22 protein-coding genes are annotated in these 21,297 nt (G+C 73.2%); 13 read left to right on the top strand and 9 right to left on the bottom strand.

Going from position 1 to position 21,297, the window contains the following annotated elements:
• Positions 1–5 precede the first annotated feature (5 nt).
• Together ACF1ED_RS23440 and hemL are read right to left on the bottom strand one after the other, a co-directional pair.
• Positions 6–701 (bottom strand): histidine phosphatase family protein, encoded by a 696-nt coding sequence (locus ACF1ED_RS23440; protein WP_391763433.1) that lies wholly within the window; start codon positions 699–701, stop codon positions 6–8.
• Complete coding sequence (hemL, locus tag ACF1ED_RS23445; RefSeq protein WP_391763435.1) at positions 698–2,005, bottom strand: glutamate-1-semialdehyde 2,1-aminomutase; 1,308 nt, start codon at positions 2,003–2,005, stop codon at positions 698–700. Before hemL ends, ACF1ED_RS23440 begins: the two co-directional genes overlap by 4 nt.
• A gap of 267 nt (positions 2,006–2,272) precedes the next feature.
• On the opposite strand from hemL, the gene ACF1ED_RS23450 reads away from it, so the two are divergent.
• Complete coding sequence (locus ACF1ED_RS23450) at positions 2,273–2,872, top strand: hypothetical protein (protein ID WP_391763437.1); 600 nt, start codon at positions 2,273–2,275, stop codon at positions 2,870–2,872.
• 151 nt (positions 2,873–3,023) lie between these two features.
• Positions 3,024–3,449 (top strand): MerR family transcriptional regulator, encoded by a 426-nt coding sequence (locus ACF1ED_RS23455; RefSeq protein WP_391763532.1) that lies wholly within the window; start codon positions 3,024–3,026, stop codon positions 3,447–3,449.
• A gap of 185 nt (positions 3,450–3,634) precedes the next feature.
• Here ACF1ED_RS23455 and ACF1ED_RS23460 read toward each other — a convergent pair whose 3' ends face one another.
• Complete coding sequence (locus ACF1ED_RS23460; RefSeq protein WP_391763439.1) at positions 3,635–4,525, bottom strand: ABC transporter substrate-binding protein; 891 nt, start codon at positions 4,523–4,525, stop codon at positions 3,635–3,637.
• A gap of 299 nt (positions 4,526–4,824) precedes the next feature.
• Between ACF1ED_RS23460 and ACF1ED_RS23465 the strand changes: the two genes are divergently transcribed.
• Entirely contained in the window at positions 4,825–5,067 is a 243-nt protein-coding gene (locus tag ACF1ED_RS23465; RefSeq protein ID WP_383817142.1) for a hypothetical protein, read from the top strand.
• A 31-nt stretch (positions 5,068–5,098) separates the two neighbouring features.
• On the opposite strand, the gene ACF1ED_RS23470 is transcribed toward ACF1ED_RS23465, so the two are convergent.
• Positions 5,099–5,755, bottom strand: coding sequence for a TIGR03086 family metal-binding protein (locus ACF1ED_RS23470; protein ID WP_391763441.1), 657 nt, complete (start codon positions 5,753–5,755; stop codon positions 5,099–5,101).
• 163 nt (positions 5,756–5,918) lie between these two features.
• Between ACF1ED_RS23470 and ACF1ED_RS23475 the strand changes: the two genes are divergently transcribed.
• The gene (locus ACF1ED_RS23475) at positions 5,919–6,791 is read left to right on the top strand and encodes a DUF6597 domain-containing transcriptional factor (RefSeq protein ID WP_391763443.1); all 873 of its coding nucleotides are present in this window, start codon (positions 5,919–5,921) and stop codon (positions 6,789–6,791) included.
• A 14-nt stretch (positions 6,792–6,805) separates the two neighbouring features.
• Complete coding sequence (locus ACF1ED_RS23480; RefSeq protein ID WP_391763445.1) at positions 6,806–7,354, top strand: GNAT family N-acetyltransferase; 549 nt, start codon at positions 6,806–6,808, stop codon at positions 7,352–7,354.
• On the opposite strand, the gene ACF1ED_RS23485 is transcribed toward ACF1ED_RS23480, so the two are convergent.
• On the bottom strand, positions 7,338–7,778 hold the full coding sequence (locus ACF1ED_RS23485) for a GNAT family N-acetyltransferase (protein ID WP_391763447.1): 441 nt from the start codon (positions 7,776–7,778) through the stop codon (positions 7,338–7,340). The genes ACF1ED_RS23480 and ACF1ED_RS23485 overlap by 17 nt on opposite strands.
• Positions 7,779–7,888: 110 nt before the next feature.
• Between ACF1ED_RS23485 and ACF1ED_RS23490 the strand changes: the two genes are divergently transcribed.
• Positions 7,889–8,623, top strand: a complete 735-nt coding sequence (locus tag ACF1ED_RS23490; protein ID WP_391763449.1) for a Mut7-C RNAse domain-containing protein — start codon at positions 7,889–7,891, stop codon at positions 8,621–8,623.
• Positions 8,624–8,691: 68 nt separating this feature from the next.
• On the opposite strand, the gene ACF1ED_RS23495 is transcribed toward ACF1ED_RS23490, so the two are convergent.
• Positions 8,692–9,252, bottom strand: coding sequence for a TetR family transcriptional regulator (locus ACF1ED_RS23495; RefSeq protein WP_391763451.1), 561 nt, complete (start codon positions 9,250–9,252; stop codon positions 8,692–8,694).
• 101 nt (positions 9,253–9,353) lie between these two features.
• On the opposite strand from ACF1ED_RS23495, the gene ACF1ED_RS23500 reads away from it, so the two are divergent.
• The gene (locus tag ACF1ED_RS23500) at positions 9,354–10,808 is read left to right on the top strand and encodes an FAD-dependent oxidoreductase (RefSeq protein ID WP_391763453.1); all 1,455 of its coding nucleotides are present in this window, start codon (positions 9,354–9,356) and stop codon (positions 10,806–10,808) included.
• Between the two features lie 14 nt (positions 10,809–10,822).
• Here ACF1ED_RS23500 and ACF1ED_RS23505 read toward each other — a convergent pair whose 3' ends face one another.
• Positions 10,823–11,410: a hypothetical protein gene (locus ACF1ED_RS23505; RefSeq protein WP_391763455.1), complete on the bottom strand. Its 588-nt coding sequence runs from the start codon at positions 11,408–11,410 to the stop codon at positions 10,823–10,825.
• Positions 11,411–11,487: 77 nt separating this feature from the next.
• Between ACF1ED_RS23505 and ACF1ED_RS23510 the strand changes: the two genes are divergently transcribed.
• Positions 11,488–11,823 carry a YnfA family protein gene (locus ACF1ED_RS23510; protein ID WP_391763457.1) on the top strand — a complete coding sequence of 112 codons (336 nt, stop codon included), beginning with the start codon at positions 11,488–11,490 and terminating at the stop codon, positions 11,821–11,823.
• Between the two features lie 56 nt (positions 11,824–11,879).
• Positions 11,880–12,635, top strand: a complete 756-nt coding sequence (locus ACF1ED_RS23515) for an SDR family NAD(P)-dependent oxidoreductase (protein ID WP_391763459.1) — start codon at positions 11,880–11,882, stop codon at positions 12,633–12,635.
• Between the two features lie 104 nt (positions 12,636–12,739).
• On the opposite strand, the gene ACF1ED_RS23520 is transcribed toward ACF1ED_RS23515, so the two are convergent.
• Positions 12,740–13,933, bottom strand: coding sequence for an RtcB family protein (locus ACF1ED_RS23520; protein ID WP_391763461.1), 1,194 nt, complete (start codon positions 13,931–13,933; stop codon positions 12,740–12,742).
• Between the two features lie 174 nt (positions 13,934–14,107).
• Between ACF1ED_RS23520 and ACF1ED_RS23525 the strand changes: the two genes are divergently transcribed.
• The 3 genes from ACF1ED_RS23525 (at position 14,108) to ACF1ED_RS23535 (ending at position 17,473) form a co-directional block, all read left to right on the top strand.
• Positions 14,108–15,058, top strand: coding sequence for a DUF3558 domain-containing protein (locus ACF1ED_RS23525; protein ID WP_391763463.1), 951 nt, complete (start codon positions 14,108–14,110; stop codon positions 15,056–15,058).
• Positions 15,059–15,181: 123 nt separating this feature from the next.
• On the top strand, positions 15,182–15,928 hold the full coding sequence (locus ACF1ED_RS23530) for a DUF3558 domain-containing protein (RefSeq protein WP_391763465.1): 747 nt from the start codon (positions 15,182–15,184) through the stop codon (positions 15,926–15,928).
• A 180-nt stretch (positions 15,929–16,108) separates the two neighbouring features.
• A complete protein-coding gene (locus ACF1ED_RS23535; RefSeq protein WP_391763467.1) occupies positions 16,109–17,473 on the top strand; it encodes a DUF2637 domain-containing protein in 1,365 nt (454 codons plus the stop codon).
• 73 nt (positions 17,474–17,546) lie between these two features.
• Here ACF1ED_RS23535 and lysS read toward each other — a convergent pair whose 3' ends face one another.
• The gene (gene lysS / locus ACF1ED_RS23540; RefSeq protein WP_391763469.1) at positions 17,547–19,268 is read right to left on the bottom strand and encodes a lysine--tRNA ligase; all 1,722 of its coding nucleotides are present in this window, start codon (positions 19,266–19,268) and stop codon (positions 17,547–17,549) included.
• 254 nt (positions 19,269–19,522) lie between these two features.
• On the opposite strand from lysS, the gene argS reads away from it, so the two are divergent.
• Positions 19,523–21,289, top strand: a complete 1,767-nt coding sequence (gene argS / locus ACF1ED_RS23545) for an arginine--tRNA ligase (protein WP_391763471.1) — start codon at positions 19,523–19,525, stop codon at positions 21,287–21,289.
• The last annotated feature ends 8 nt before the right edge of the window (positions 21,290–21,297 follow it).

The raw sequence follows: 21,297 nt of genomic DNA on the forward strand, positions 1-21,297 counted from the left end.
GGGACCTACGCCCCGAAGGCCTTCTGCCTGCCCTTCACCGGCTTGGCGCCGGCCCGCAGGTGCACCGGCACCAGGTCGATCGCCGGCTCGCTGTAACCGACCGAGACGATCTTGTCGCCCTTGTACGTGAACGAGGTCAGCGAGGCCAGCGTGCACTGCCGCCGCCGCGGGTCGTGCCACAGCCGGCGCCGCTCCACGAAGGACCGCACGATCCAGATCGGCAGCTGGTGGCTGACCAGCACCGCCTCGTGCCCGCGCGCCGCGTCCTTCGCCGCGTCCAGCGCCCCCATCATCCGCACGACCTGCTCGATGTACGGCTCGCCCCAGGACGGCTGGAACGGGTTGGTGAGGTGCCTCCAGTTCGCCGGGCGGCGCAGCGCCCCGTCGCCGACGCCGAAGGTCTTGCCCTCGAAGACGTTCGCCGCCTCGATCAGCCGCCTGTCGGTGGCCAGGTCCAGGCCGTGCGACTTGGCGATCGGGGTGGCCGTCTCCTGCGCCCGCTCCAGCGGGGAGGCGACGACGTACGTGACGTCCCGCTCGGCAAGCGACTCGGCCACCCGGTCGGCCATCCTCCGGCCCAGCTCGGAGAGGTGGTAGCCGGCCCGGCGCCCGTACAGCACGCCGTCCGGGTTGTGCACCTCGCCGTGGCGCATGAGGTGGACGACCGTGATGTCCTGCGGGTTCTTCACGTCGTCGCTCATGCGGTGGCCTCCGCTGCGGCACGGGCGGCGGCGGGCAGCGCGGCGGCGATCCGCTCGATCGCGCGCTCGTCGTGGGAGGCCGAGACGAACCACGACTCGAAGGCCGAGGGCGGCAGGTAGACGCCGTCCGCGAGCATCGAGTGGAAGAAGGCGTTGAAGCGGAAGGCCTCCTGCTTCTTCGCCTCGTCGTAGTTCCGCACCTCGTCGGCGGTGAAGAAGACCGAGAACATGTTGGACGCGGTCTGCAGCCGGTGCGCCACGCCCTCCTTGGCGAGCGCGCCGGTGACCAGGCCCTGGATCTCCTTCGAGACCGCGTTCACCTTCTCGTACGCGGCGTCGTCGAGCAGCCGCAGCTGCGCGAGCCCGGCGGCGGTGGCGATCGGGTTCCCGGAGAGGGTGCCCGCCTGGTAGACGGGGCCGGCCGGGGCGAGGTGGGCCATGACGTCGGCGCGGCCGCCGAAGGCCGCGGCCGGGAAGCCGCCGCCCATGACCTTGCCGAAGGTCAGCAGGTCGGCCTTGACGCCGTCCACGCCGTACCAGCCGGCGCGGCTGGTGCGGAAGCCGGTCATGACCTCGTCGGAGATGTACAGCGCGCCGTTCTCCCGGCACAGGTCCGCGAGCCCCTGGTTGAAGCCCGGCAGCGGCGGGACGACGCCCATGTTGCCCGGCGAGGCCTCGGTGATCACGCAGGCGATCTCGCCCGGGTGCGCGGCGAAGGCGGCCCGCACGGCCTCCAGGTCGTTGTACGGCAGCACGACCGTGTCGCCCGCCTGCGCGCCGGTCACGCCGGGCGTGTCCGGCAGCCCGAGGGTGGCGACGCCGGAGCCGGCGGCGGCCAGCAGCGCGTCCACGTGCCCGTGGTAGCAGCCGGCGAACTTGACGACCTTCGCGCGCCCGGTGAAACCGCGGGCGAGCCGGATCGCGGACATGGTCGCCTCGGTGCCGGAGGAGACCAGGCGCACCTGCTCGACCGGCTCCACGCGGGCCACGATCTCCTCGGCGAGCGCGACCTCGCCCTCACCGGGCGTGCCGAAGGAGGTGCCGCGGGCCACCGCGGCCTGCACGGCGGCGGTCACCTCGGGGTGGGCGTGGCCGAGAATCATCGGCCCCCAGGAGCAGACGAGGTCGACGTACTCGCGACCGTCCGCATCCGTGAGGTACGGACCGGTGCCGGACACCATGAACCGGGGCGTACCGCCCACGGCCCGGAAGGCCCGCACCGGTGAGTTCACGCCGCCGGGCGTCACAAGGGAAGCGCGGTCGAAAAGCGTCTGTGAGACTGGGGCTTCGTATGAATACGACACAGTGATCCTGACCTGCGAGTACGACGTCTGGTACGGAGGGACGGTGTGGGCACCCTGTGCATCACGCCGGGGCGGCCTGCCTCCGCGTCTGCGAAACTGTGGCGGCAGGGACCTCATGGGGTTGGCTCACGCGATCCATGGTGTCAGAGGCCGCGGCGTTTCTTGCGGACAGGTGTTTCACCGCAGGAACGCGGGGGAGGTCACTGACACGATGATCGGGTTGCGCGGCGGGGTCGTGTTGCCGAGAAAAAGCAGTCGGGTGGAGATATGCATCGCGGTGGCGGACCGGGCGAGGGGACGGACGACCTGGGTCCTGAGCCTGTCCGGCGGGGGAGGCACCGGCGGCGGCGGGCCGAGGACCCGACCGCGCCGGACAATCGCGCGTCCCCGGAACAGCCCCCGGCCGACCCGCCCCTCGGGAGCCGCAGCTTGGCGGTGACGTACAAGTACTTCGGCGCGCCCGACGGCGCCACGGCGGCCCGCGTCCCGATCTCGATGCGCCCGGAGGAGCTGGGCGGCGACGAGCTGGGCATGGGTGGCATGTTCTCCAAGATCAAGCCGGAGACGATAGCGGCGATGGTCCTCACCGGCATCCAGGGCCTGCCCCTCCACAAGGTCCCCCCGCTGGAACTGGTCGTCCTGCACCCCGACTACGCCGTGGTGAAGCTCCCCACGACGGTGGTCGACCCGCTGCGCGCGATCGGCGAGGAGTCGGTCGGCGCCGCCGCCTTCATCTGGTCCACCGTCCCCGACCGCGGCGGTCCGCGCGACGCCTTCGACGTCTACCAGCTGCTCCACGAGTGGCAGGACTTCTCCGTCCGCCTCCACGAGGCCGGCCACCATCCGTACTGCCTGGTCTGGCCCTGACGGCTGGCTCTCTCCGCGTTTCCGACCGTCATAGCGCATGAAATTAGGACGAATCGGATGTAATGCACGGAGGTTGGTTCACAGAAGCGCCGTCCGCCGCCGCACCGAGGAGGACCCTGTCGTGACCGGAGTACGAACGTCCGCGCCCCGCATGCCCGGAGCCCGCGCCGCCACCGGCGAGCCCATGCAGATCTCCGAGGTCGCCGCCCGCACCGAACTCCCCCTGCGCACCATCCGGCAGTACGAGGACTGCGGCCTCGTCGTCCCCTCGGCCGCCTCGCCGGGCGGCTTCCCCCTCTACACGGACGCCGACGTGTCCCGGCTGATGGTGATCCGCCGCATGCAGCCGCTCGGCTTCGGCCTCGACGAGACCCGCGAACTCCTCACCTCGGTCGACCGCCTCGCCGCCGACCTCCCCGGCACGGACGGCGAACTCGAACCGGCCGAACGCGAGCTCCTCCTCGCCCGCGTCCGCCGCTACGAGGAGGCCGCCGCCGCCCGCGTCACCGACCTCCGCCTCCAGCTCGCCCGAGCCGAGGAGTTCGCCACCTCCCTCCGCTCCCGCCTCACGATCTGACCGCTCCTTTTCGGAGGGGCCGGGAGGCGGGGGTCGGAAGGCGGGGGTCGGGATCCGGGAGCCGGGATACCGGAGCCGGGAGGCGGGAGCCCTGAGCCGGGAGCCGGAAGTCGGGATCCGGGATCCCAGAGGCGGGAGGCGAGATCCGGGAGCCTGGAGCCGCGATCCGGTAGCCGGTAGCCGGTTCAGCCGCCCACAGCCCCGACCGGAGCCTCGGGCAGGCCCTCGGTCACGGCATCGGCCAGGGCGTGGAAGAAGCGGGCGTAGGCGGCCGGGCTCGGCGGAATCTCGGGGTTCCACGGCACCAGCCGCGCCCCGGCCGGCAGCCGCTCCGGGCCCTCGGGCCGGCTCGCGTGGGCCCGGCTGTCGTAGAGGACCACCGCCGGGGCGAGGTCGAGGGCCCGCTCCCAGCCGGTGGTCAGCCAGCTCGCGCCGGGCCCCGGCCCGGGGTCGAGCAGCCGCACCCCCAGCTCGGCCAGTCGCGCCAGCTCCGGCCACGCCTCCGGCCGCGCCAGGTACACCTGCTCGGTACCGCCCCCGGAGAGCGCCAGCACCTCGCACCCGGCCCCGGCCGCCGCGGCCGCCGCCCTCACCGCCTCCTCCGCCTCCCCCGGCACCTCCGCGCCAGGCCCGGCGCCCGGCGCCCCGAGCGCCGCCCCCAGCTCCCCGAAGCGGCCGATGATCGCCCGCAGACTCAGCTCGTCGCCGACGGACAGCGCCACCAGCGGCACCCCGAGCCCCCCGACCAGCTCCTCGTCCACGGCGTACGGGCTCTTCCCGTCGTACGTGACGTCCACCACCAGCTCCGGCCGCAGCTCCCGCAGCCGCTCCTCGTCCAGCGCCCGCCCCGGCCCGAGGTACGGCACCCCGGCCGCCGCGAGGCCGCCGTCCTTCGCCGGGTCCGGCTCCGTCCCGTCGTGCCCGGAGCCGTACACCGCGACCGGCGTCACCCCCAGATCGAGCAGGGCCGCCCCGGCCCGCGCGTAGGCGACCACCCGCGCCGGCCTCTCCGGCGCCCCCGCCTCCACCCCCCTGTCGTCCGTGAAACCCCATCCGTGCGCACCCGTTCCGGACATGTGGCTGCTCCCTCCCCGGCCGGAATCTGCCTCCGCCGCCACCTTCGAACGGTTCCCCGCCCGGCACAAGAGGGCCTCCCCGGGACGCCCCGCCCTCCCCCGCGCGCCGCGCCCGCCTCCGTACCCGCCTCCCGCGCGTCCGGGACTTTGGTCCCGGCCCCCCTGCCGAAAGTCCCCCAGGGTGGTGTTAACTGAACAGGTCGGGAGGAAGCAGTAGGAATCGTCTGCGCCGCCGTGCCCGTACGCCCCCTGCCGGTGCGTGCGCCGCGCGCCGGCCCTTTCGCCCTGGAGTGAACGCCATGTCCGTGCCCGGCCAGTTCTCCGACCCCCGCGTCCTCACCCTCTTCGCCGTGCTCGCGGTCGCGACGGGCGTGTGGCTGGCGACGGGCCTGCGCGCCCGCGCCCGCCGGATCCGCTCGCTGACGCCGATGGACCGCGTCTGGCACCCGCAGGAGTCGGTGCCGCTGACCCCCGCGGAGGAGCTGGCCTTCGGCCAGGTCGTCTCCCGTCTCTCCCTCACCTCCACCGGCCGCCTGCGCTGACCGCCCGGCCCCGCCGGACCCCCCGAACGCCTCAGGCCTCGGGCCAGGCCCGTGGATCGCGGCCCGTCACCGCCAGCAGCCGCTCGAACTCCGTCGCGCCGTCCGGCAGGTCGACGCCGTCCCCGAACACGCCCATCTTCCGGGCCATCGGCGCCATCCGCTCCACCTCGCCCGCCAGCCCGGCCACCACCTCCGGTGCGGGCTCGAACCCCCGCCCGGTCGCCCGGGCCAGGTCCCACGCGTGCACGGTGAGGTCGAGCAGCACCATCGCCCCGACCGTCCGGGCCGGCAGCCCCATCGCCCCCGAGGTCCCCTCCTCGGCCCCCGGCGCCGCCCACGCCTCGACCAGCCTCCGCGTCTCCACCGCGAAGCCCTCCCGCCAACCGGGGCCCGCGGTCCGGTCCGGGATCTCGGAGAAGTCGGCCGACCCCTTCGCCGCCAGCGCCTGGAAATTCACGACGACCGCGTACAGGTGGTTCAGCAGGGCGCGGACGTCGTACTCCGCGCAGGGCGTGGGCATGCCGAGCGCGGCGTCCTCCGTGCCCTCGACCAGGGGCACGGCCCGCTCGGCGGCGGCGCGGAGCAGCTCGCTGACGCGGGATTCACTGTTCTCGAAGTCAAGGTGCGTCTCGTCGACGCGAGCATCGGTGGTGCCGTCGGTGCCGGGGTGCGTGTCGTCGTACGTCATGGCTCCGACGCTAGGAGAACTCCCCGCACCCGTCTTGAAAAAACGCGCCACGACCCCGGCCCGGCCCCTATCCGGACCCGTAGGGGCGGCGCGGGCCACAGCTCCCCGGGCCGGCCGCGGGACCCCGGGCCGGCCACAGCTCCCCGCGCCTACGATCGGGGCCATGGCCGACCCCGCCCCGCGCCGGGACGCCCGGGGCATCGTCGCCCCCGGTGGACTGTTCTCCCGCGTCCGCTTCCGCCGGCACCTCCCGGCGCCGGAGCTGCGTCCGTACCTGGAGCACTACTGGCTGATCGACTGGGCGCTGCCGGAGCCGTATACGAGTCACGTCGTCCCGCACCCGTCGGTGAACGTCGTCTTCCAGCGGTACGGCCCGCTCGGCGGTCCCGCCCGCGCCGCCCGCCCCGAGGCCGAGGTCTCCGGCATCGGGCTGGGCCTCTTCACCCGGCGCCTGGAAGGCGAGGGCCGGGTGTGCGGGGTGCAGTTCCGGCCCGGCGGCTTCCGCCCCTTCGCCCCCGCGTGGCCGGTCTCGGCCTGGACGGGCCGCAGGGTCCCGCTGCACGAGGCGTTCCCGGACGTGGAGGAGCGTCCCGGCGCGGGGGCCACCGGCGGGCCGGTCCTGTCGGCCGTCCTCGCCCCGGACGACGACCACGCGCGCGTGGCGGCGCTCGACGCCTTCCTCCTCGACCGCGGCCCCGTCCCGGACCCCGCCGCCGAACAGGCGATGGGGCTGGTGGAGCTGGTCCGCTCCGACCGCGCGGTCCGGCGGGTGGCCCGGCTCGCGCGGCTGTCCGGACTCTCGGCCCGCTCCCTCCAGCGGCTCTTCGCCTCGCACGTCGGCGTCGGCCCGAAGTGGGTCATCCTCCGCTACCGCCTGCACGAGGCCCTGGAGCGGGCCGAGGCGCACGCCGCACCGGACTGGGCGGAGTTGGCCGCCGAGCTCGGCTACAGCGACCAGGCCCACCTCGTCCGGGCCTTCACCGCCACCGTCGGCCTCTCCCCGACCGCGTACGCCCGGGCGCTGTCGGTGCCGTGACGTACGGTGCGCGCATGAGCGAGCACTCCGGCGAGACCGTCGCGACGTCCGTCCGCCTCGAAGCCTGGTCCGAGGCGGACGCCGGGCTGCTGCGCGCGCTGAACGCGCCGGAGCTGATGGAGCACCTGGGCGGTCCGGAGTCCGAGGAACAACTGGCCCGCCGCCACCGGCGGTACGTGGACCTGAGCGCCGACACCACGGGGGCGGGCCGGATGTTCCGGGTCGTGCTGCTCCCGGACGAGCGGGCCGCGGGCAGCATCGGCTTCTGGACGAGCACGTGGCGCGGCGAGCCGGTGTACGAGACGGGCTGGGCGGTCCTGCCGGGCTTCCAGGGCCGCGGCGTCGCGACCCTGGCCACGCGCGCGGTGGCGGAGCGGGCCCGGGCCGCCGGCCTCCACCGCCACCTGCACGCCTTCCCGTCGGTCGCGAACGCCGCGTCGAACGCGGTGTGCCGCAAGGCGGGCTTCGAACTGCTCGGCGAGGAGGACTTCGAGTACCCGCCGGGCCGCCCGATGCGCTGCAACGACTGGCGGCTCGACCTGCGGGCTACCGCGGGTCGGTGAGCGGCCGGACGAAGTGGAAGGCCGCGATGTCGAAGCGCTCGCGGAGGTAGAAGCGGTGGGCGCCGGTGCGATGGGTGCCGGAGTCGAGGTTGAGCTCGTGGCAGCCGGCCGCGCGGGCGTGGCCCTCCAGGTGGGCGATGAGCGCGTGGCCGACGCCGGTGGAGCGGACGGCGGAGGCGGTCACCAGGTCGTCGACGTACAGCTTGCTGAGCGAGCTGGTGTTGAAGACGAGCCGCCAGCCGGCCACACCGGTGCAGCGCCCGTCGTCGCCGTAGGCGGCCGTGAAACGCAGGCCCTGCGCGTGGCCGCGCGCGTACACGTCCCGGAAGAGGGCGGGGGTGAGGTGCGGGCGCAGTTCGACGAGGACCGGCAGGAGATCGCTCTCCAGACGGGGGTCGCCGGGCTCGAGGTCGATGATCTTCATGCGTGGACGGTAGCCCAGCCCCGCGCGTACGCCGCGGGCGGTCGGCGCGCACCGCGCCGGGGCGGGGAAATGCCTGGCCCGCCGTCGGGGGCCGGTGCGATCCTGTCCCCGTGAACGGACCGGAGATCCAGATCAGTTTCGCCCCCGGCCTCGCCGTCTTCGTCGCCGCCGGGCGCCGCTCGGGGCGCACGGCCGTGGCCACCGACGGCGTCTCCTCGCTGGGCCACGTCGTCGAGTCCCTCGGCGTGCCGCTCACCGAGGCCGGCCGGCTCCTGGTCGACGGCCGGCCGGTGGCTCCCGCGCACGTGCCGTCCGCCGGCGAGACCGTCGAGGTGGAGGACGTCGCCCGTCCGCAGCCCGTGCCCGGGGCGCCCCTCCGGTTCCTGCTCGACGTCCACCTGGGCACCCTGGCCCGGCGGCTGCGGCTGCTGGGGGTCGACGCCGCGTACGAGAACGAGGACATCGGCGACCCGGCGCTCGCCGCGCTCTCCGCCCGGGAGCGGCGGGTCATGCTCTCCCGCGACCGCGGGCTGCTCCGCCGCCGCGAGCTGTGGGCCGGAGCGTACGTGTACAGCGACCGGCCCGACGACCAGCTCCGCGACGTCCTGGAGCGCTTCGCGCCGCGGCTCGCGCCCTGGACCCGCTGCACCGCCTGCAACGGCCTCCTCACGGACACCGGCAAGGAGGAGGTGCGCGCGAGGCTGGAGCGGGGCACGGAGAAGACGTACGACGTCTTCGCGCGGTGCGAGGAGTGCGAGCGGGTCTACTGGCGGGGCGCGCACCACGCCCGCCTGGAGGCGATCGTCGACGAGGCGGTACGCGAGTTCGGCGCCGCCGCCCCGTAGCGGCTCCGTCCGTCCGGGGCGCCCCGTGGCCGCCCCGCCCGGTCAGGGCGCCGGAGCGGCTTCCCCGATCAGGGCGTCTCGGCGGTGAGGTACCGCTGCACGGTCGGCGCCAGCCAGGCCACCACCTCGTCCCGGCTCATCTCGACGGCCGGCGGCAGGCGGAGCACGTAGCGGGCGAGCGCCATGCCGAGGATCTGGGAGGCGACGAGCGCGGCCCGTGCGGGGGCCTCTTCGGGCTTCGGGCAGACGCCGAGGGTGACGGGGCCGAGCTGCGCCCCGAAGATCGCCTGCATGCGGGCGGCCCCGGCCTCGTTGGTGACGCCGACCCTGAGCAGTCCGGTGAGCACGTCGTCGCGCTCCCAGCGGTCGAGGAAGTGGTTCACGAGCACGGCGCCGATGTGCCGCGAGGGCAGTGCGCCCAGGGCGGGCAGGGCCAGGTCGATCTCGGAGGCGGCGGCGAACAGCCCCTCCTTGTTGCCGTAGTAGCGCATGACCATCGAGGGGTCGATCCCGGCGTCGCGGGCGATGGCCCGGATCGTGGCGCGCTCGTACCCGTCGGCGGCGAAGCGCTCGCGGGCGGCTTCCAGGATCGCGGCCCGGGTGGTGTCGGAGCGGCGTGCGGTCGTCATGCCCACAACTGTATGCCAACGGGTGTTGACACGTCACGGAGGGCGACCCTATCGTTGCCAACAAGCGTAGGCCAACAAGCGTTGACCGATCGGAGGCAGCCATGCGCACCACCGACTCCCACCAGGGCGACAGCACCACCGCCGCCACCCTCGACACCGACGTCGCCGTCATCGGCGCCGGACCCACCGGGCTCCTGCTCGCCGGCGACCTCGCCGCCGCCGGCCTCGACGTCACCCTCGTCGAGCGCCGCCCCGCCGGCCGCTCCAACCTCACCCGCGCCTTCGGCGTGCACGCCCGCACCCTGGAACTGCTCGACACCCGCGGCCTGGCCGACGCCCTGGAGGCCACCGGCACCCCCCTCACCCGGATGCGGCTCTTCGGCCGCCTCTCCCTCGACCTCGGCCGCCTCCCCTCCCGCTTCGGCCACCTCCTCATCACCCCGCAGTACGAGGTGGAGCGCATCCTCGAACAGCGCGCGGCCGCCGCCGGAGTCACCTTCCGCCACGACACGTCCCTGCACGCCCTCCACCAGGACGCCCACGGCGTCACCGCCGAGCTCACCGGCCCCGGCGGCGCTCCCCTCACCCTCCGTGCCCGCCACCTCGTCGGCACCGACGGCCACCGCAGCACCGTCCGCACCGCCCTCGGACTCCCCTTCCCCGGCACCAGCGTCATCCGCTCGATCGTCCTCGCCGACGTCCGGCTCGCCGACGAGCCCGCCGAGTCCCTCACCGTCAACGGCTCCGGCGACACCTTCGCCTTCCTCGCCCCCTTCGGCGACGGCTGGTACCGCGTCATGGGCTGGGACCGCACCCGCCAGGTCCCCGACAGCGAGCCCGTCGACCTCGACGAGGTCCGCGAGCTCGCCCGCCGCGCCCTGGGCACCGACCACGGCATGCACGACGCCCGCTGGATCTCCCGCTTCCACAGCGACGAACGCCAGGTCCCCGCCTATCGCGTCGGCCGCGTCTTCCTCGCCGGCGACGCCGCCCACGTCCACTCCCCCGCCGGCGGCCAGGGCATGAACACCGGGCTCCAGGACGCCGCCAACCTCTCCTGGAAGCTCGCCGCCGTCCACCGCGGCGAGGCCCCCGACCCCGAGGCCCTCCTCGACAGCTACCAGACCGAGCGCCACCCCGTCGGCGCCATGGTCCTGCGCAGCAGCGGCGCCCTCGTCCGCCTCGCCATGGCCCACACCCCCGCCACCCGCGCCCTGCGCGCCGTCGCCGCCACCGCACTCGGGACGCTGCGCCCCGCCTCGGCCAAGGCCCTCGGCATGATCAGCGGCCTCGGCATCGCCTACGCCCCCGCCCCCGGCGGCGGCCGCGCGTCCGGGCGGCGCGCCCCCGACGCACCGCTCCGCGAGGGCCGGCTCCACGAACTGCTCCGGGCGGGCGAGTTCGTCCTCATCGCCCCCGAGGGCGCCGCCCCGACCCTGCCGCCCTTCGCCCCGACCACCGCGGCCCGCGTCGTCCGGGCCACCTGGACGGACCCCGCCCGCCGCACCACGGCCCTCGTCCGCCCCGACGGGTACGTGCTCTGGAGCGCCCGATGACCCGCCCGGCCCCCTCAGAAGACGTAAGGATCCCCCGTGGCGAGCACCAGCACCCGGTGCCGGTCGTTGACGGAGTTCCGGTCGACCCCACCGGCCCGCCAGGCCGTGCTCACGTCGACCGTCAGCTCCTGCGGCCGGCCCACGGCCCTCAGGTCCAGGGCCAGCTCACCCGCCCCCCCGCCGTCGGGCAGCGCGCCCGTCCGACAGGACACCACCCGGGAACTGCTCCACAGGCAGCCCGGCGGCAGCTCCTGGCCGCCCGCCATGGGAGTGGAGAAGTCCAGCCGGACGGTGGCGTCCACGAGGTCGGAGGGGCCGTGGTTCTCCGTCACCAGCCACACCCCGACCCGCCCGTCCCACAGGGACACGTGGCCGTGGTGGGCCAGGTCCGCCTCGGCCCCCACCACCTCGCCGACCACGTGACCGGCCATCTGACCGAGCACGTGACCGGCCGCACCCCCGGTCGCGCCCCCCGCCGCCTCCCCGGTCACGTCCCCGGCCGGGTCACCGACCGCCCCGGCGGTCGTCCCGGCACCCAGCACCACGAGCGCCGCGAGCACGGGCCCGAGCACACCCTTCGACATCGCAGACATCACACGCATAAGCCAAAAATACCCATAGATCATCTCATATTCTGACAATCCGTCAGCCCGCGTGTCCCCCGTGCCACCCTGCTGCCATGCAGATCACCCGGTCCGTCGCCCTCTTCGTCGTCGCCGCCCTCTTCGAGATCGGCGGGGCCTGGCTCGTCTGGCAGGGCGTGCGCGAGCACCGCGGCTGGATCTGGATCGGCGGCGGCGTCCTCGCCCTCGGCCTCTACGGCTTCGTCGCCACCCTCCAGCCCGACGCCGAGTTCGGCCGCATCCTCGCCGCCTACGGGGGCGTCTTCGTCGCCGGCTCCCTCGCCTGGGGCATGGTCGCCGACGGCTACCGTCCCGACCGCTGGGACGTCATCGGCGCCCTCGTCTGCCTCGCCGGCATGGCCGTGATCATGTACGCCCCGCGCGGCCGCTGACCGGCGCCTATCCTGGCCACCACACCGACCGACCACCTGTGCGAGGAGCCTCCGCCATGTCCGCCCCCATCGCCGTCATCACCGGAGCGAGCAGCGGCATCGGCGCCGCCACGGCCCGGCAGCTGGCCGCCGCCGGCTACCGCGTGGTCCTCACCGCCCGGCGCAAGGACCGCATCGAGGCCCTCGCCGCCGAGATCACCGAGGCGGGTCACCAGGCCACCGCGTACGCCCTCGACGTGACCGACCGCGCCGCCGTCGACGAGTTCGCCACCGCCTTCCGCACCCTCGCCGTCCTCGTCAACAACGCCGGCGGCGCCCTCGGACTCGACCCCGTCGCCACCGGCGACCCCGAGGACTGGCGCCGCATGTACGACGTCAACGTCCTCGGCACCCTCCACATGACCCAGGCCCTCCTGCCCGCGCTCACCGCGAGCGGCGACGGCACCGTCGTCGTCCTCTCCTCCACCGCGGGCCACGCCACCTACGAGGGCGGCGCCGGCTACGTCGCCGCCAAGAACGGCGCCCGCGTCCTCGCCGAGACCCTCCGCCTGGAGATCGTCGGCACCCCGGTCCGCGTCATCGAGATCGCCCCCGGCCTGGTCAAGACCGAGGAGTTCGCCACCACCCGCTTCCGCGGCGACACCGCCCGCGCCGCCAAGGTCTACGACGGCGTGGCCGCCCCCCTCACCGCCGACGACGTCGCCGACACCATCACCTGGGCCTGCACCCGCCCCCCGCACGTCAACATCGACCTCCTGGTCGTCCGCCCCCGAGCCCAGGCCTCCAACACCAAGCTCCACCGCGAGCCGTAGACGCACCGAGGGGGCCGGCGCACCGCACCGGCCCCCTCCACGGGGCGACCCCGCTCCGGGCCCTTCAGCCCTTCAGCTCCTCGGCCCTTCAGCCCGTCAGCCCCTCAGCCCTTCACACAGACGACCTGCTTGAGCTTGGCGACGACCTCCACGAGGTCCGTCTGCTGCTCGATCACCTTCTCGATCGGCTTGTACGCGCCCGGGATCTCGTCCACGACACCGGAGTCCTTGCGGCACTCCACGCCCCGCGTCTGCTCCTCCAGGTCCCGCGTCGAGAAGCGCCTCTTCGCCGCGCTCCGGCTCATCTTCCGGCCCGCGCCGTGCGAGGCGGAGTTGAACGAGGCCGCGTTCCCGAGGCCCTTCACGATGTACGAGCCGGTGCCCATCGAGCCCGGGATGATGCCGAACTCCCCCGAGCCGGCCCGGATCGCGCCCTTACGGGTCACGAGCAGGTCCATCCCGTCGTACCGCTCCTCCGCCACGTAGTTGTGGTGACAGGAGATCACCGGATCGAAGGTCACCTTCGCCTTCCGGAACTCCCCGCGGACGACCTCCTGAAAGAGCGCCATCATGATCGCGCGGTTGTACTTCGCGTACTCCTGCGCCCAGAAGAGGTCGTGCCGGTAGGCGGTCATCTGCGGGGTCTCGGCGACGAAGACCGCGAGGTCCCGGTCGACCAGTCCCTGGTTGTGCGGCAGCTTCTGGGCCACGCCGATGTGGTGCTCGGCGAGCTCCTTGCCGATGTTCCGGGATCCCGAGTGCAGCATCAGCCACACCGAACCCGAGGTGTCGACGCAGACCTCCACGAAGTGGTTTCCCGACCCGAGCGTCCCCATCTGCAGCGCCGCCCGCTCCCGGCGGAACTTCACCGCGTCCGCCACCCCGTCGAAGCGCGACCAGAAGTCGTCCCACCCGGACGTCGGGAACTGGTAGAGCCGCTTCGGCTCGACCTCCTCGCGGTGCATGCCCCGGCCGACCGGGATCGCCTGCTCGATCTTGGAGCGGAGGCGGGAGAGATCGGCGGGAAGGTCGTTCGCCGTGAGGGAGGTCTTCACCGCGGACATGCCGCAGCCGATGTCGACGCCGACCGCCGCCGGGCAGACCGCGTCCTTCATGGCGATCACGGAACCGACCGTCGCGCCCTTGCCGTAATGCACGTCCGGCATGACCGCGAGGCCCTTGATCCACGGCAGCGTCGCCACGTTCCGCAGCTGCTGCATCGCGCCGCCCTCCACCGTGGAAGGATCGGCCCACATCCGGATGGGCACCTGCGCACCCGGCACCTCTACGTACGACATACTTCCTCGATTCCCCCGAAAAGCCTGATAACGCAAAAACCGGAGCCAAAGCCCGTACAGGTGACGGCGGACCGGCATCAACGGCTGCGTGTGCGATAGACATTGTGTCCATCCGCCTTCAGGAGGCGGCAAACGGTTTTCGGGAAAGACTTCGGGAGAAGGGAGCCTGGGACGGTGCAGCGAAAGAGGTATTCACCCGGCCGCGTCCCCGGTACCCTCCTCGGCCTCGGCGCCGGTCTCGCCGTCGTGGCCGGCGCGCTGACCGGCTGCTCCGCGGCCGGTACCGCCGAGGACGTCACCGTCGACGCGAAGGCGGGCGCCGCGGCCGCGTCCGTCGCACCGCCCGGCCGCTACCGCACCCTCTTCGAGGCGTGCGGCGCCGTCCCCCAGGCCACCCTGCGCGAGCTGCTCCCCGGGACCGCCGCCCTGGCCGACGCCGAACGGGCCGCGGCGCTCCGCGGCACGGCCGCCGTCACGTACGACACCGACCGCCGCGTCGGCTGCACCTGGACCGCGGACACCGAGAACGGCGCGCACCGCCTGGTGCTCGACGTGGAGCGGGTGGTCTCGTACGACCCGACGGTGAGCGACGCCGCGCGGGCGCAGGAGGTCTACACCCGCAAGCAGCTCGCGGCCGGGATCGCCGTACCGGTGACCCCGGCCCCCACCCCCAGCGCCCCCACGCCCACCGCCCCGACGACCGCCCCCACGGCCTCCGGCGCCGCGGCCCCGGGCGCCACGCAGGCCTCGGCGACGGTCACCACCGCCACGCCCACCGGCGCCCCGTCCTCGCCCGCCACGTCCAGCTCCACGCCCCCCGGCGCGGGCGCCCCGTCCGCGGGCACACCCTCCGCGGGCACCCCGTCCGCGCCGGCGACGACCGGACTCGAACCCCGGCTGCTGGGCGGCCTCGGCGACATCGCGTTCGTCGGCGACACGCTCGGGACGACCGGCGGGAGCGACCACCAGCGGGTCGTGAGCGTGGTGTTCCGCACATCGAACGTCGTCGTGACCGTCGAGTACCGGCAGCGCACGACGAGTACGGCGGCGGCCCCGGACAGCAAGGAACTGCAGGACAGGGCGCAGAACCTGGCCCGGCTGCTGGCCGAGCGGCTGGAGGAGTAGCCCGGCGCCAGGCGCCCCGCGCGGCCCCCCGGGCGGCGGGGGGACCACGTAACGTGTCGGCGTACCCAGGGCCGCCAGGGCCGCCGACCGGCGCCGGCCGTACGACAAGCGACTGAAGGAACCATGCAGCGATCAGCTCCGCGACTCACCCGCATTCTCGCCGCCGCAGCCCTCCCGGTGATGCTCGTCGTCGCCGGCTGCTCCTCGGACTCGGGCAGCGGCAGCGGCGGTGGCAACGGAGCCGGTGAGGCCGGCGGGGCGCAGGGCAAGGCGACCGCGACCGCGTCGGCGACCCCGTCCCCGACGCCGACGGTCGAGCCGGCGAAGTTCGCGAAGCTGCCGACGGCGTGCAAGGCGATCGCGGCGAAGACCTCCGCCTCGCTGGTGCCGAAGGCGAAGAACGAGAACGGCACGGCGGCGGCCTCCACGGACCTCTCCCACCGCGGCGGCTGCTCCTGGAACGGCCTGGAGGACAAGGGCGTCAAGGGCTCGCAGTACCGCTGGCTCGACGTGTCGTTCTACCGGTACGACTCCGAGGTCTCCCTCGGCAGCGGCCAGGCGCGGGCGCAGGAGAACTTCGCCAAGGAGCTCGGGAAGATCCAGGCCACCACGGGTGCGAAGAAGATGAGCACCGTGTCGTCCGCGGGCATCGGCGACGAGGCGAAGACGGTGACGTACACCGTCCGGAAGACCGGCGAGGACTTCCTCTACGCCTCGGTCGTGGCGCGCACGGGCAATGTGCTGGTGCTGCTGTCGTACAACGGCGCCGGGTACGCGGGCGCGCCGGCGCCGGAGGCGAAGAAGATCGTCGAGGGTGCGACGAAGGCGGCGAAGGAAGCGGTCGCCTCGGTGGCCGCCGCGAACAAGTAGTCGTACCCGCCGATCGGTCCGGCCAACCCCCGGCGGCCGCACGGGTAGCGACACAAATCAACACAGACAGGCATGCCCGAGCGGAGCCCGTCCCTCCCCAGGGGGCCGGGCTTCGCTCATGTGTGCCACTCTGGGGCCCGCGAGACGTCGAATCACGGGAGGGGATCGCGGGTGGCCGCGATGGAGCTGACACGCACACACCGCATACTCATCGGGCTCGTCATCGGCGGCGCGGTGATCATCGCGGGGATCGGTTTCGCGGGTTCGTACGCGGCCGTGCGCGAGCTTGCCGTGCACAAGGGCTTCGGTACGTTCTCGTACTTCTTCCCGATCGGCATCGACGCGGGCATCTGTGTGCTGCTCGCACTGGACCTGCTGCTGACGTGGCTTCGGATCCCGTTCCCACTGCTGCGGCAGACGGCGTGGATCCTGACGGCCGCGACGATCGCGTTCAACGGCGCGGCCGCGTGGCCGGACCCGCTGGGCGTGGGCATGCACGCGGTCATCCCGGTGCTGTTCGTGGTGGCGGTCGAGGCGGCGCGGCACGCGGTGGGCCGGATCGCGGACATCACCGCGGACAAGCACATGGAGGGGGTGCGGCTGACCCGCTGGCTGCTGTCGCCGGTGCCGACGTTCCGGCTGTGGCGGCGGATGAAGCTGTGGGAGCTGCGCTCGTACGACCAGGTGATCAAGCTGGAGCAGGAGCGGCTGATCTACCAGGCCCGGCTCCAGGCCCGTTTCGGGCGCGGCTGGCGGCGCAAGGCCCCGGTGGAGGCGCTGATGCCGCTCCGCCTGGCCCGGTACGGGGTCCCCCTCGCGGAGACGGCCCCGGCGGGCCTGGCGGCGGCGGGCATCGACCCGGTCCTCCTCCCCCCGAACCCGAACCCGAACCCGGCCCCGATCCCGGCGCAGGCCCCCCAGCCCATGGCGATGGTCCAGGCTCCGGCGCAGGTCCTCCAGGAGCTCCCGGCGGCCCAGCCCGCTCCGGTGCAGCAGCCGCAGCAGGGCCCCGCCCAGCAGCCCCACCCGCAGGCCCAGCAGCCCCACCCCCAGGCGCAGCAGGCCCAGCAGGCGCAGCAGGCGCAGGAGCCCGTCCACCCGAACCACGAGAGCCCGTGGTTCGACACCCCGCAGGTCACCCCGGAGGGGTACGGGGGCTCGTACACCGCGCAGGCGGCGGACCAGGCCGCGGAGCAGGCCCTGGAGCAGGTGGCGGAGAACGCTCCCGAGGGCGTCTCCGGGGAGGTCCCGGCACCGGAGCCCGAGGCGGCGCGTCCGGAGCTGTTCGGGGTGCTCCAGCAGCCCGACCCGCTCCAGCCGCCCGACCCGCAGATGGAGGAGTTCCGGGAGATCGCCTACAAGGTGACGTACGGCTTCGTGCAGGAGAACGAGCGCTTCCCGACCCCCTTCGAGCTGGACCAGATGGTGGCGGAGGCGTACGGCTTCCAGCAGCTCCCGGCGCCGCAGTCCGACCTGCTCCAGCTGGTCACCCCGGAGGTTCAGGAGCGCGTCCGCGAGGAGATGCAGGAGTACGACCCCTCCTGACCCGCCCGCACCACGCGCACACGCGGAAGGGCCGCTCCCCGTCACGGGGAGCGGCCCTTCCGCGTACGTCAGCTCACGCGCCGAGCAGCTTGCGCACCCGGTCCGCGCCGACGGCGAGGAGCAGGGTGGGCAGGCGGGGGCCCGTCTCACGGCTCACGAGGAGCTTGTAGAGGAGGGCGAAGAAGGAGCGCTGGGCGACCTTCAGCTCGGGGGTGGGCTTCGCCTCGGGGGTGAGGCCCGCCATGACCTTCGGGACGCCGTAGACCAGGGTGGTCAGGCCGTCGAGGGACCAGTGGCTGTCCAGGCCCTCCAGGAGGAGGCGCAGGGACTCGCGGCCCTCGTCGTCCAGGGTGCCGAGGAGCTCGGTGTCGGGCTCCTCGCGGACGATGGTGCGCTGGTCGGCCGGGACCTGGGTGGTGATCCAGTTCTCGGCGCGGTCGAGGCGCGGCCGGACCTCGTCCAGCGAGGTGACCGGGGACTCCGGGTCCAGGTCGGTCAGGATCCGGAGGGTCTGCTCGTCGTGACCGGCGGTGATGTCGGCGACGGAGGCCAGCGTGCGGTACGGCAGCGGGCGCGGCGTGCGCGGCAGCTCGCCGGCCGCGGTGCGGGCGGCGCGCGCGTGGGCGGCGGCGTCGGCGGGCAGCACCGTGCCGTCGGCGACCTTCGCCTCCAGCTTGTCCCACTCGTCGTACAGCCGCTGGATCTCCTGGTCGAAGGCGATCTTGAAGGACTGGTTGGGCCTGCGGCGGGCGTAGAGCCAGCGGAGCAGCTGCGGCTCCATGATCTCCAGGGCGTCGGCCGCGGTGGGCACGCCGCCCTTGGAGGAGGACATCTTGGCCATGCCGCTGATGCCGACGAAGGCGTACATGGGGCCGATGGGCTGGACGCCGTCGAAGAGGGTGACGATCTGGCCGCCGACCTGGAAGGAGGAGCCGGGCGAGGAGTGGTCGACGCCGGAGGGCTCGAAGATGACGCCCTCGTAGGCCCAGCGCATGGGCCAGTCGACCTTCCACACCAGCTTGCCGCGGTTGAACTCGCTGAGCTTGACGGTCTCGGCGAAGCCGCAGGCGGAGCAGGTGTAGCTCAGCTCGGTGGTCTCGTCGTCGTAGGAGGTGACGGTGGTGAGGTCCTTCTCGCACTGCCCGCAGTAGGGCTTGTACGGGAAGTACCCGGCGCCGCCTCCGGAGCCGTCGTCCTCACCGGCCGCGCCGGAGCCCTCGGCGGCCTCCAGCTCGGCCTCGTCGACGGGCTTCTGGGACTGCTTCTTGGGGGCCTTCTTCGTCCGGTACTGGTCGAGGATGGCGTCGATGTCGCCGCGGCGGCGCATGGCGTGCAGGATCTGCTCGCGGTAGACGCCGGAGGTGTACTGCTCGGTCTGGCTGATCGGGTCGTACTCGACGCCCAGCTCGGCCAGGGCCTCGACCATGGCGGCCTTGAAGTGCTCGGCCCAGTTGGCGTGGGGCGAGCCGGCGGGGGCGGGGACGGAGGTCAGGGGCTTGCCGATGTGCTCGGCCCAGGACTCGTCGATGCCCTCGATGCCGTTGGGCACCTTGCGGTAGCGGTCGTAGTCGTCCCACGAGATGAGGTGGCGGACGGTGTAGCCGCGGCGGCGGATCTCGTCGGCGACCAGGTGCGGGGTCATGACCTCGCGGAGGTTGCCGAGGTGGATCGGGCCGGAGGGGGAGAGGCCGGAGGCGACGACGACCGGTTTGCCAGGCGCACGTCGCTCCGACTCGGTGATGACCTCGTCCGCGAAACGGGAGACCCAGTCGGTCTCGGTGCTGCTCTGAGCCACGGTCGGTACGTCCTTCTTTCCAGATCCTTGCGGGAAATCCCTCGGAGCCTTCAAAGCCTTCAAAGCCCTACGTCAGCCATTGTCCCAGACGGAACCGGGCACTCCGAGGTTGTCCACAGGCGGGATTCTCCTCGGGCGCCCTCGGTCACGGCTTGTCCACAGGCGGGGAAAACACGTTGCCCACCCATGGGACACTTGACAAGCGAAATAGACCACCGGAACACCCGGACACGACACAACAGGAACGGAAGCTCATGGCCTCGGTCCCTTCCCTCGCTTCGACCGTCCAGCAGCGCCTCGCGGAAGGTCTCTCGGCAGCCCTGCCGGAGGCCGGTTCCGCCGACCCGCTGCTCCGACGAAGCGACCGGGCCGACTTCCAGGCCAACGGCATCCTGGCGCTGGCCAAGCAGCTCAAGGGCAACCCGCGTGAGCTGGCGACGAAGGTCGTCGACGCCATCCCGGCGAACGACGTGCTGAAGGAGATCGAGGTCTCGGGCCCCGGCTTCCTCAACATCACGGTGTCGGACGCGGCGATCGTGCGGACGCTGGCGGCCCGCGCCGCCGACGCGCGCCTCGGCGTTCCGCCGAACGAGTCGGCGGGCACCACGGTCATCGACTACGCGCAGCCGAACGTGGCGAAGGAGATGCACGTCGGCCACCTCCGCTCCGCCGTGATCGGCGCGGCGATGGTGGAGATCCTGGAGTTCACGGGCGAGACCGTGGTCCGCCGGCACCACATCGGCGACTGGGGCACCCAGTTCGGCATGCTCATCCAGTACCTGATCGAGCACCCGCACGAGCTGGACCACAAGGCCGAGGACGCGGAGGTCTCCGGCGAGGAGGCCATGTCGAACCTGAACCGGCTGTACAAGGCGTCCCGCGCGCTGTTCGACGCGGACGAGGAGTTCAAGACCCGGGCACGCGCCCGCGTGGTGGACCTCCAGGCCGGTGACGAGGAGACCCTCGCCCTGTGGCAGCGGTTCGTGGACGAGTCGAAGATCTACTTCTACTCGGTCTTCGACAAGCTCGACATGGACATCCGGGACCCCGACGTCGTCGGCGAGTCCGGCTACAACGACATGCTCCAGGAGACGTGCCGGATCCTGGAGGAGTCGGGCGTCGCGGTCCGCTCCGAGGGCGCGCTGTGCGTCTTCTTCGACGACGTCAAGGGCCCGGACGGCAACCCGGTCCCGCTGATCGTCCAGAAGTCCGACGGCGGTTTCGGCTACGCGGCGACGGACCTGTCCGCCATCCGCGACCGGGTCCAGAACCTGAAGGCGACCTCGCTGCTGTACGTGGTGGACGCCCGCCAGTCCCTGCACTTCAAGATGGTCTTCGAGACGGCCCGCCGGGCCGGCTGGCTGAACGACGAGGTGAAGGCCGTCCAGCTGGCCTTCGGCACGGTCCTCGGCAAGGACGGCAAGCCCTTCAAGACCCGTGAGGGCGAGACGGTCCGGCTGGTGGACCTGCTGGACGAGGCGATCGACCGCGCCTCGGCCGTCGTCCGCGAGAAGGCCCGGGACCTCACCGAGGAGGAGATCGCCGAGCGGGGCGCCCAGGTGGGCATCGGCGCGGTGAAGTACGCGGACCTGTCGACCTCGGCGGCCCGTGACTACAAGTTCGACCTGGACCAGATGGTCTCGCTCAACGGCGACACCTCGGTGTACCTCCAGTACGCGTACGCGCGCATCAAGTCGATCTTCGGCAAGGCCGGCGACCGCACGCCGCTCGCCCACCCGGAGCTCGAACTGGCCCCGGCGGAGCGCGCACTCGGACTGCACCTGGACCAGTTCGGCGAGGCCGTCACCGAGGCCGCCGCCGAGTACGCCCCGCACAAGCTGGCCGCGTACCTGTACCAGCTGGCCTCGCTGTACACGACGTTCTACGACCAGTGCCCGGTGATCAAGCCCGCGCCGGCGCAGGAAGTCGCGGAGAACCGCCTCTTCCTCTGCGACCTGACGGCCCGCACGCTCCAGCAGGGCATGGCGCTGCTGGGCATCCGGACGCCCGAGCGCCTCTGACGGCGCCG

It is taken from the genome of Streptomyces sp. NPDC014656 (assembly GCF_043084305.1).
GTDB lineage: Bacteria > Actinomycetota > Actinomycetes > Streptomycetales > Streptomycetaceae > Streptomyces.

What these genes read in the sequence shown, in the direction of transcription:
- ACF1ED_RS23440 (WP_391763433.1), bottom strand. Translation starts at nt 701, where the DNA reads ATGAGCGACGACGTGAAGAACCCGCAGGACATCACGGTCGTCCACCTC.
- ACF1ED_RS23450 (WP_391763437.1), top strand. Translation starts at nt 2,273, where the DNA reads ATGCATCGCGGTGGCGGACCGGGCGAGGGGACGGACGACCTGGGTCCT.
- ACF1ED_RS23455 (WP_391763532.1), top strand. Translation starts at nt 3,024, where the DNA reads ATGCCCGGAGCCCGCGCCGCCACCGGCGAGCCCATGCAGATCTCCGAG.
- ACF1ED_RS23460 (WP_391763439.1), bottom strand. Translation starts at nt 4,525, where the DNA reads ATGTCCGGAACGGGTGCGCACGGATGGGGTTTCACGGACGACAGGGGG.
- ACF1ED_RS23465 (WP_383817142.1), top strand. Translation starts at nt 4,825, where the DNA reads ATGTCCGTGCCCGGCCAGTTCTCCGACCCCCGCGTCCTCACCCTCTTC.
- ACF1ED_RS23470 (WP_391763441.1), bottom strand. Translation starts at nt 5,755, where the DNA reads ATGACGTACGACGACACGCACCCCGGCACCGACGGCACCACCGATGCT.
- ACF1ED_RS23475 (WP_391763443.1), top strand. Translation starts at nt 5,919, where the DNA reads ATGGCCGACCCCGCCCCGCGCCGGGACGCCCGGGGCATCGTCGCCCCC.
- ACF1ED_RS23480 (WP_391763445.1), top strand. Translation starts at nt 6,806, where the DNA reads ATGAGCGAGCACTCCGGCGAGACCGTCGCGACGTCCGTCCGCCTCGAA.
- ACF1ED_RS23485 (WP_391763447.1), bottom strand. Translation starts at nt 7,778, where the DNA reads ATGAAGATCATCGACCTCGAGCCCGGCGACCCCCGTCTGGAGAGCGAT.
- ACF1ED_RS23495 (WP_391763451.1), bottom strand. Translation starts at nt 9,252, where the DNA reads ATGACGACCGCACGCCGCTCCGACACCACCCGGGCCGCGATCCTGGAA.
- ACF1ED_RS23500 (WP_391763453.1), top strand. Translation starts at nt 9,354, where the DNA reads ATGCGCACCACCGACTCCCACCAGGGCGACAGCACCACCGCCGCCACC.
- ACF1ED_RS23505 (WP_391763455.1), bottom strand. Translation starts at nt 11,410, where the DNA reads ATGCGTGTGATGTCTGCGATGTCGAAGGGTGTGCTCGGGCCCGTGCTC.
- ACF1ED_RS23510 (WP_391763457.1), top strand. Translation starts at nt 11,488, where the DNA reads ATGCAGATCACCCGGTCCGTCGCCCTCTTCGTCGTCGCCGCCCTCTTC.
- ACF1ED_RS23515 (WP_391763459.1), top strand. Translation starts at nt 11,880, where the DNA reads ATGTCCGCCCCCATCGCCGTCATCACCGGAGCGAGCAGCGGCATCGGC.
- ACF1ED_RS23520 (WP_391763461.1), bottom strand. Translation starts at nt 13,933, where the DNA reads ATGTCGTACGTAGAGGTGCCGGGTGCGCAGGTGCCCATCCGGATGTGG.
- ACF1ED_RS23530 (WP_391763465.1), top strand. Translation starts at nt 15,182, where the DNA reads ATGCAGCGATCAGCTCCGCGACTCACCCGCATTCTCGCCGCCGCAGCC.
- ACF1ED_RS23535 (WP_391763467.1), top strand. Translation starts at nt 16,109, where the DNA reads ATGGAGCTGACACGCACACACCGCATACTCATCGGGCTCGTCATCGGC.
- argS (WP_391763471.1), top strand. Translation starts at nt 19,523, where the DNA reads ATGGCCTCGGTCCCTTCCCTCGCTTCGACCGTCCAGCAGCGCCTCGCG.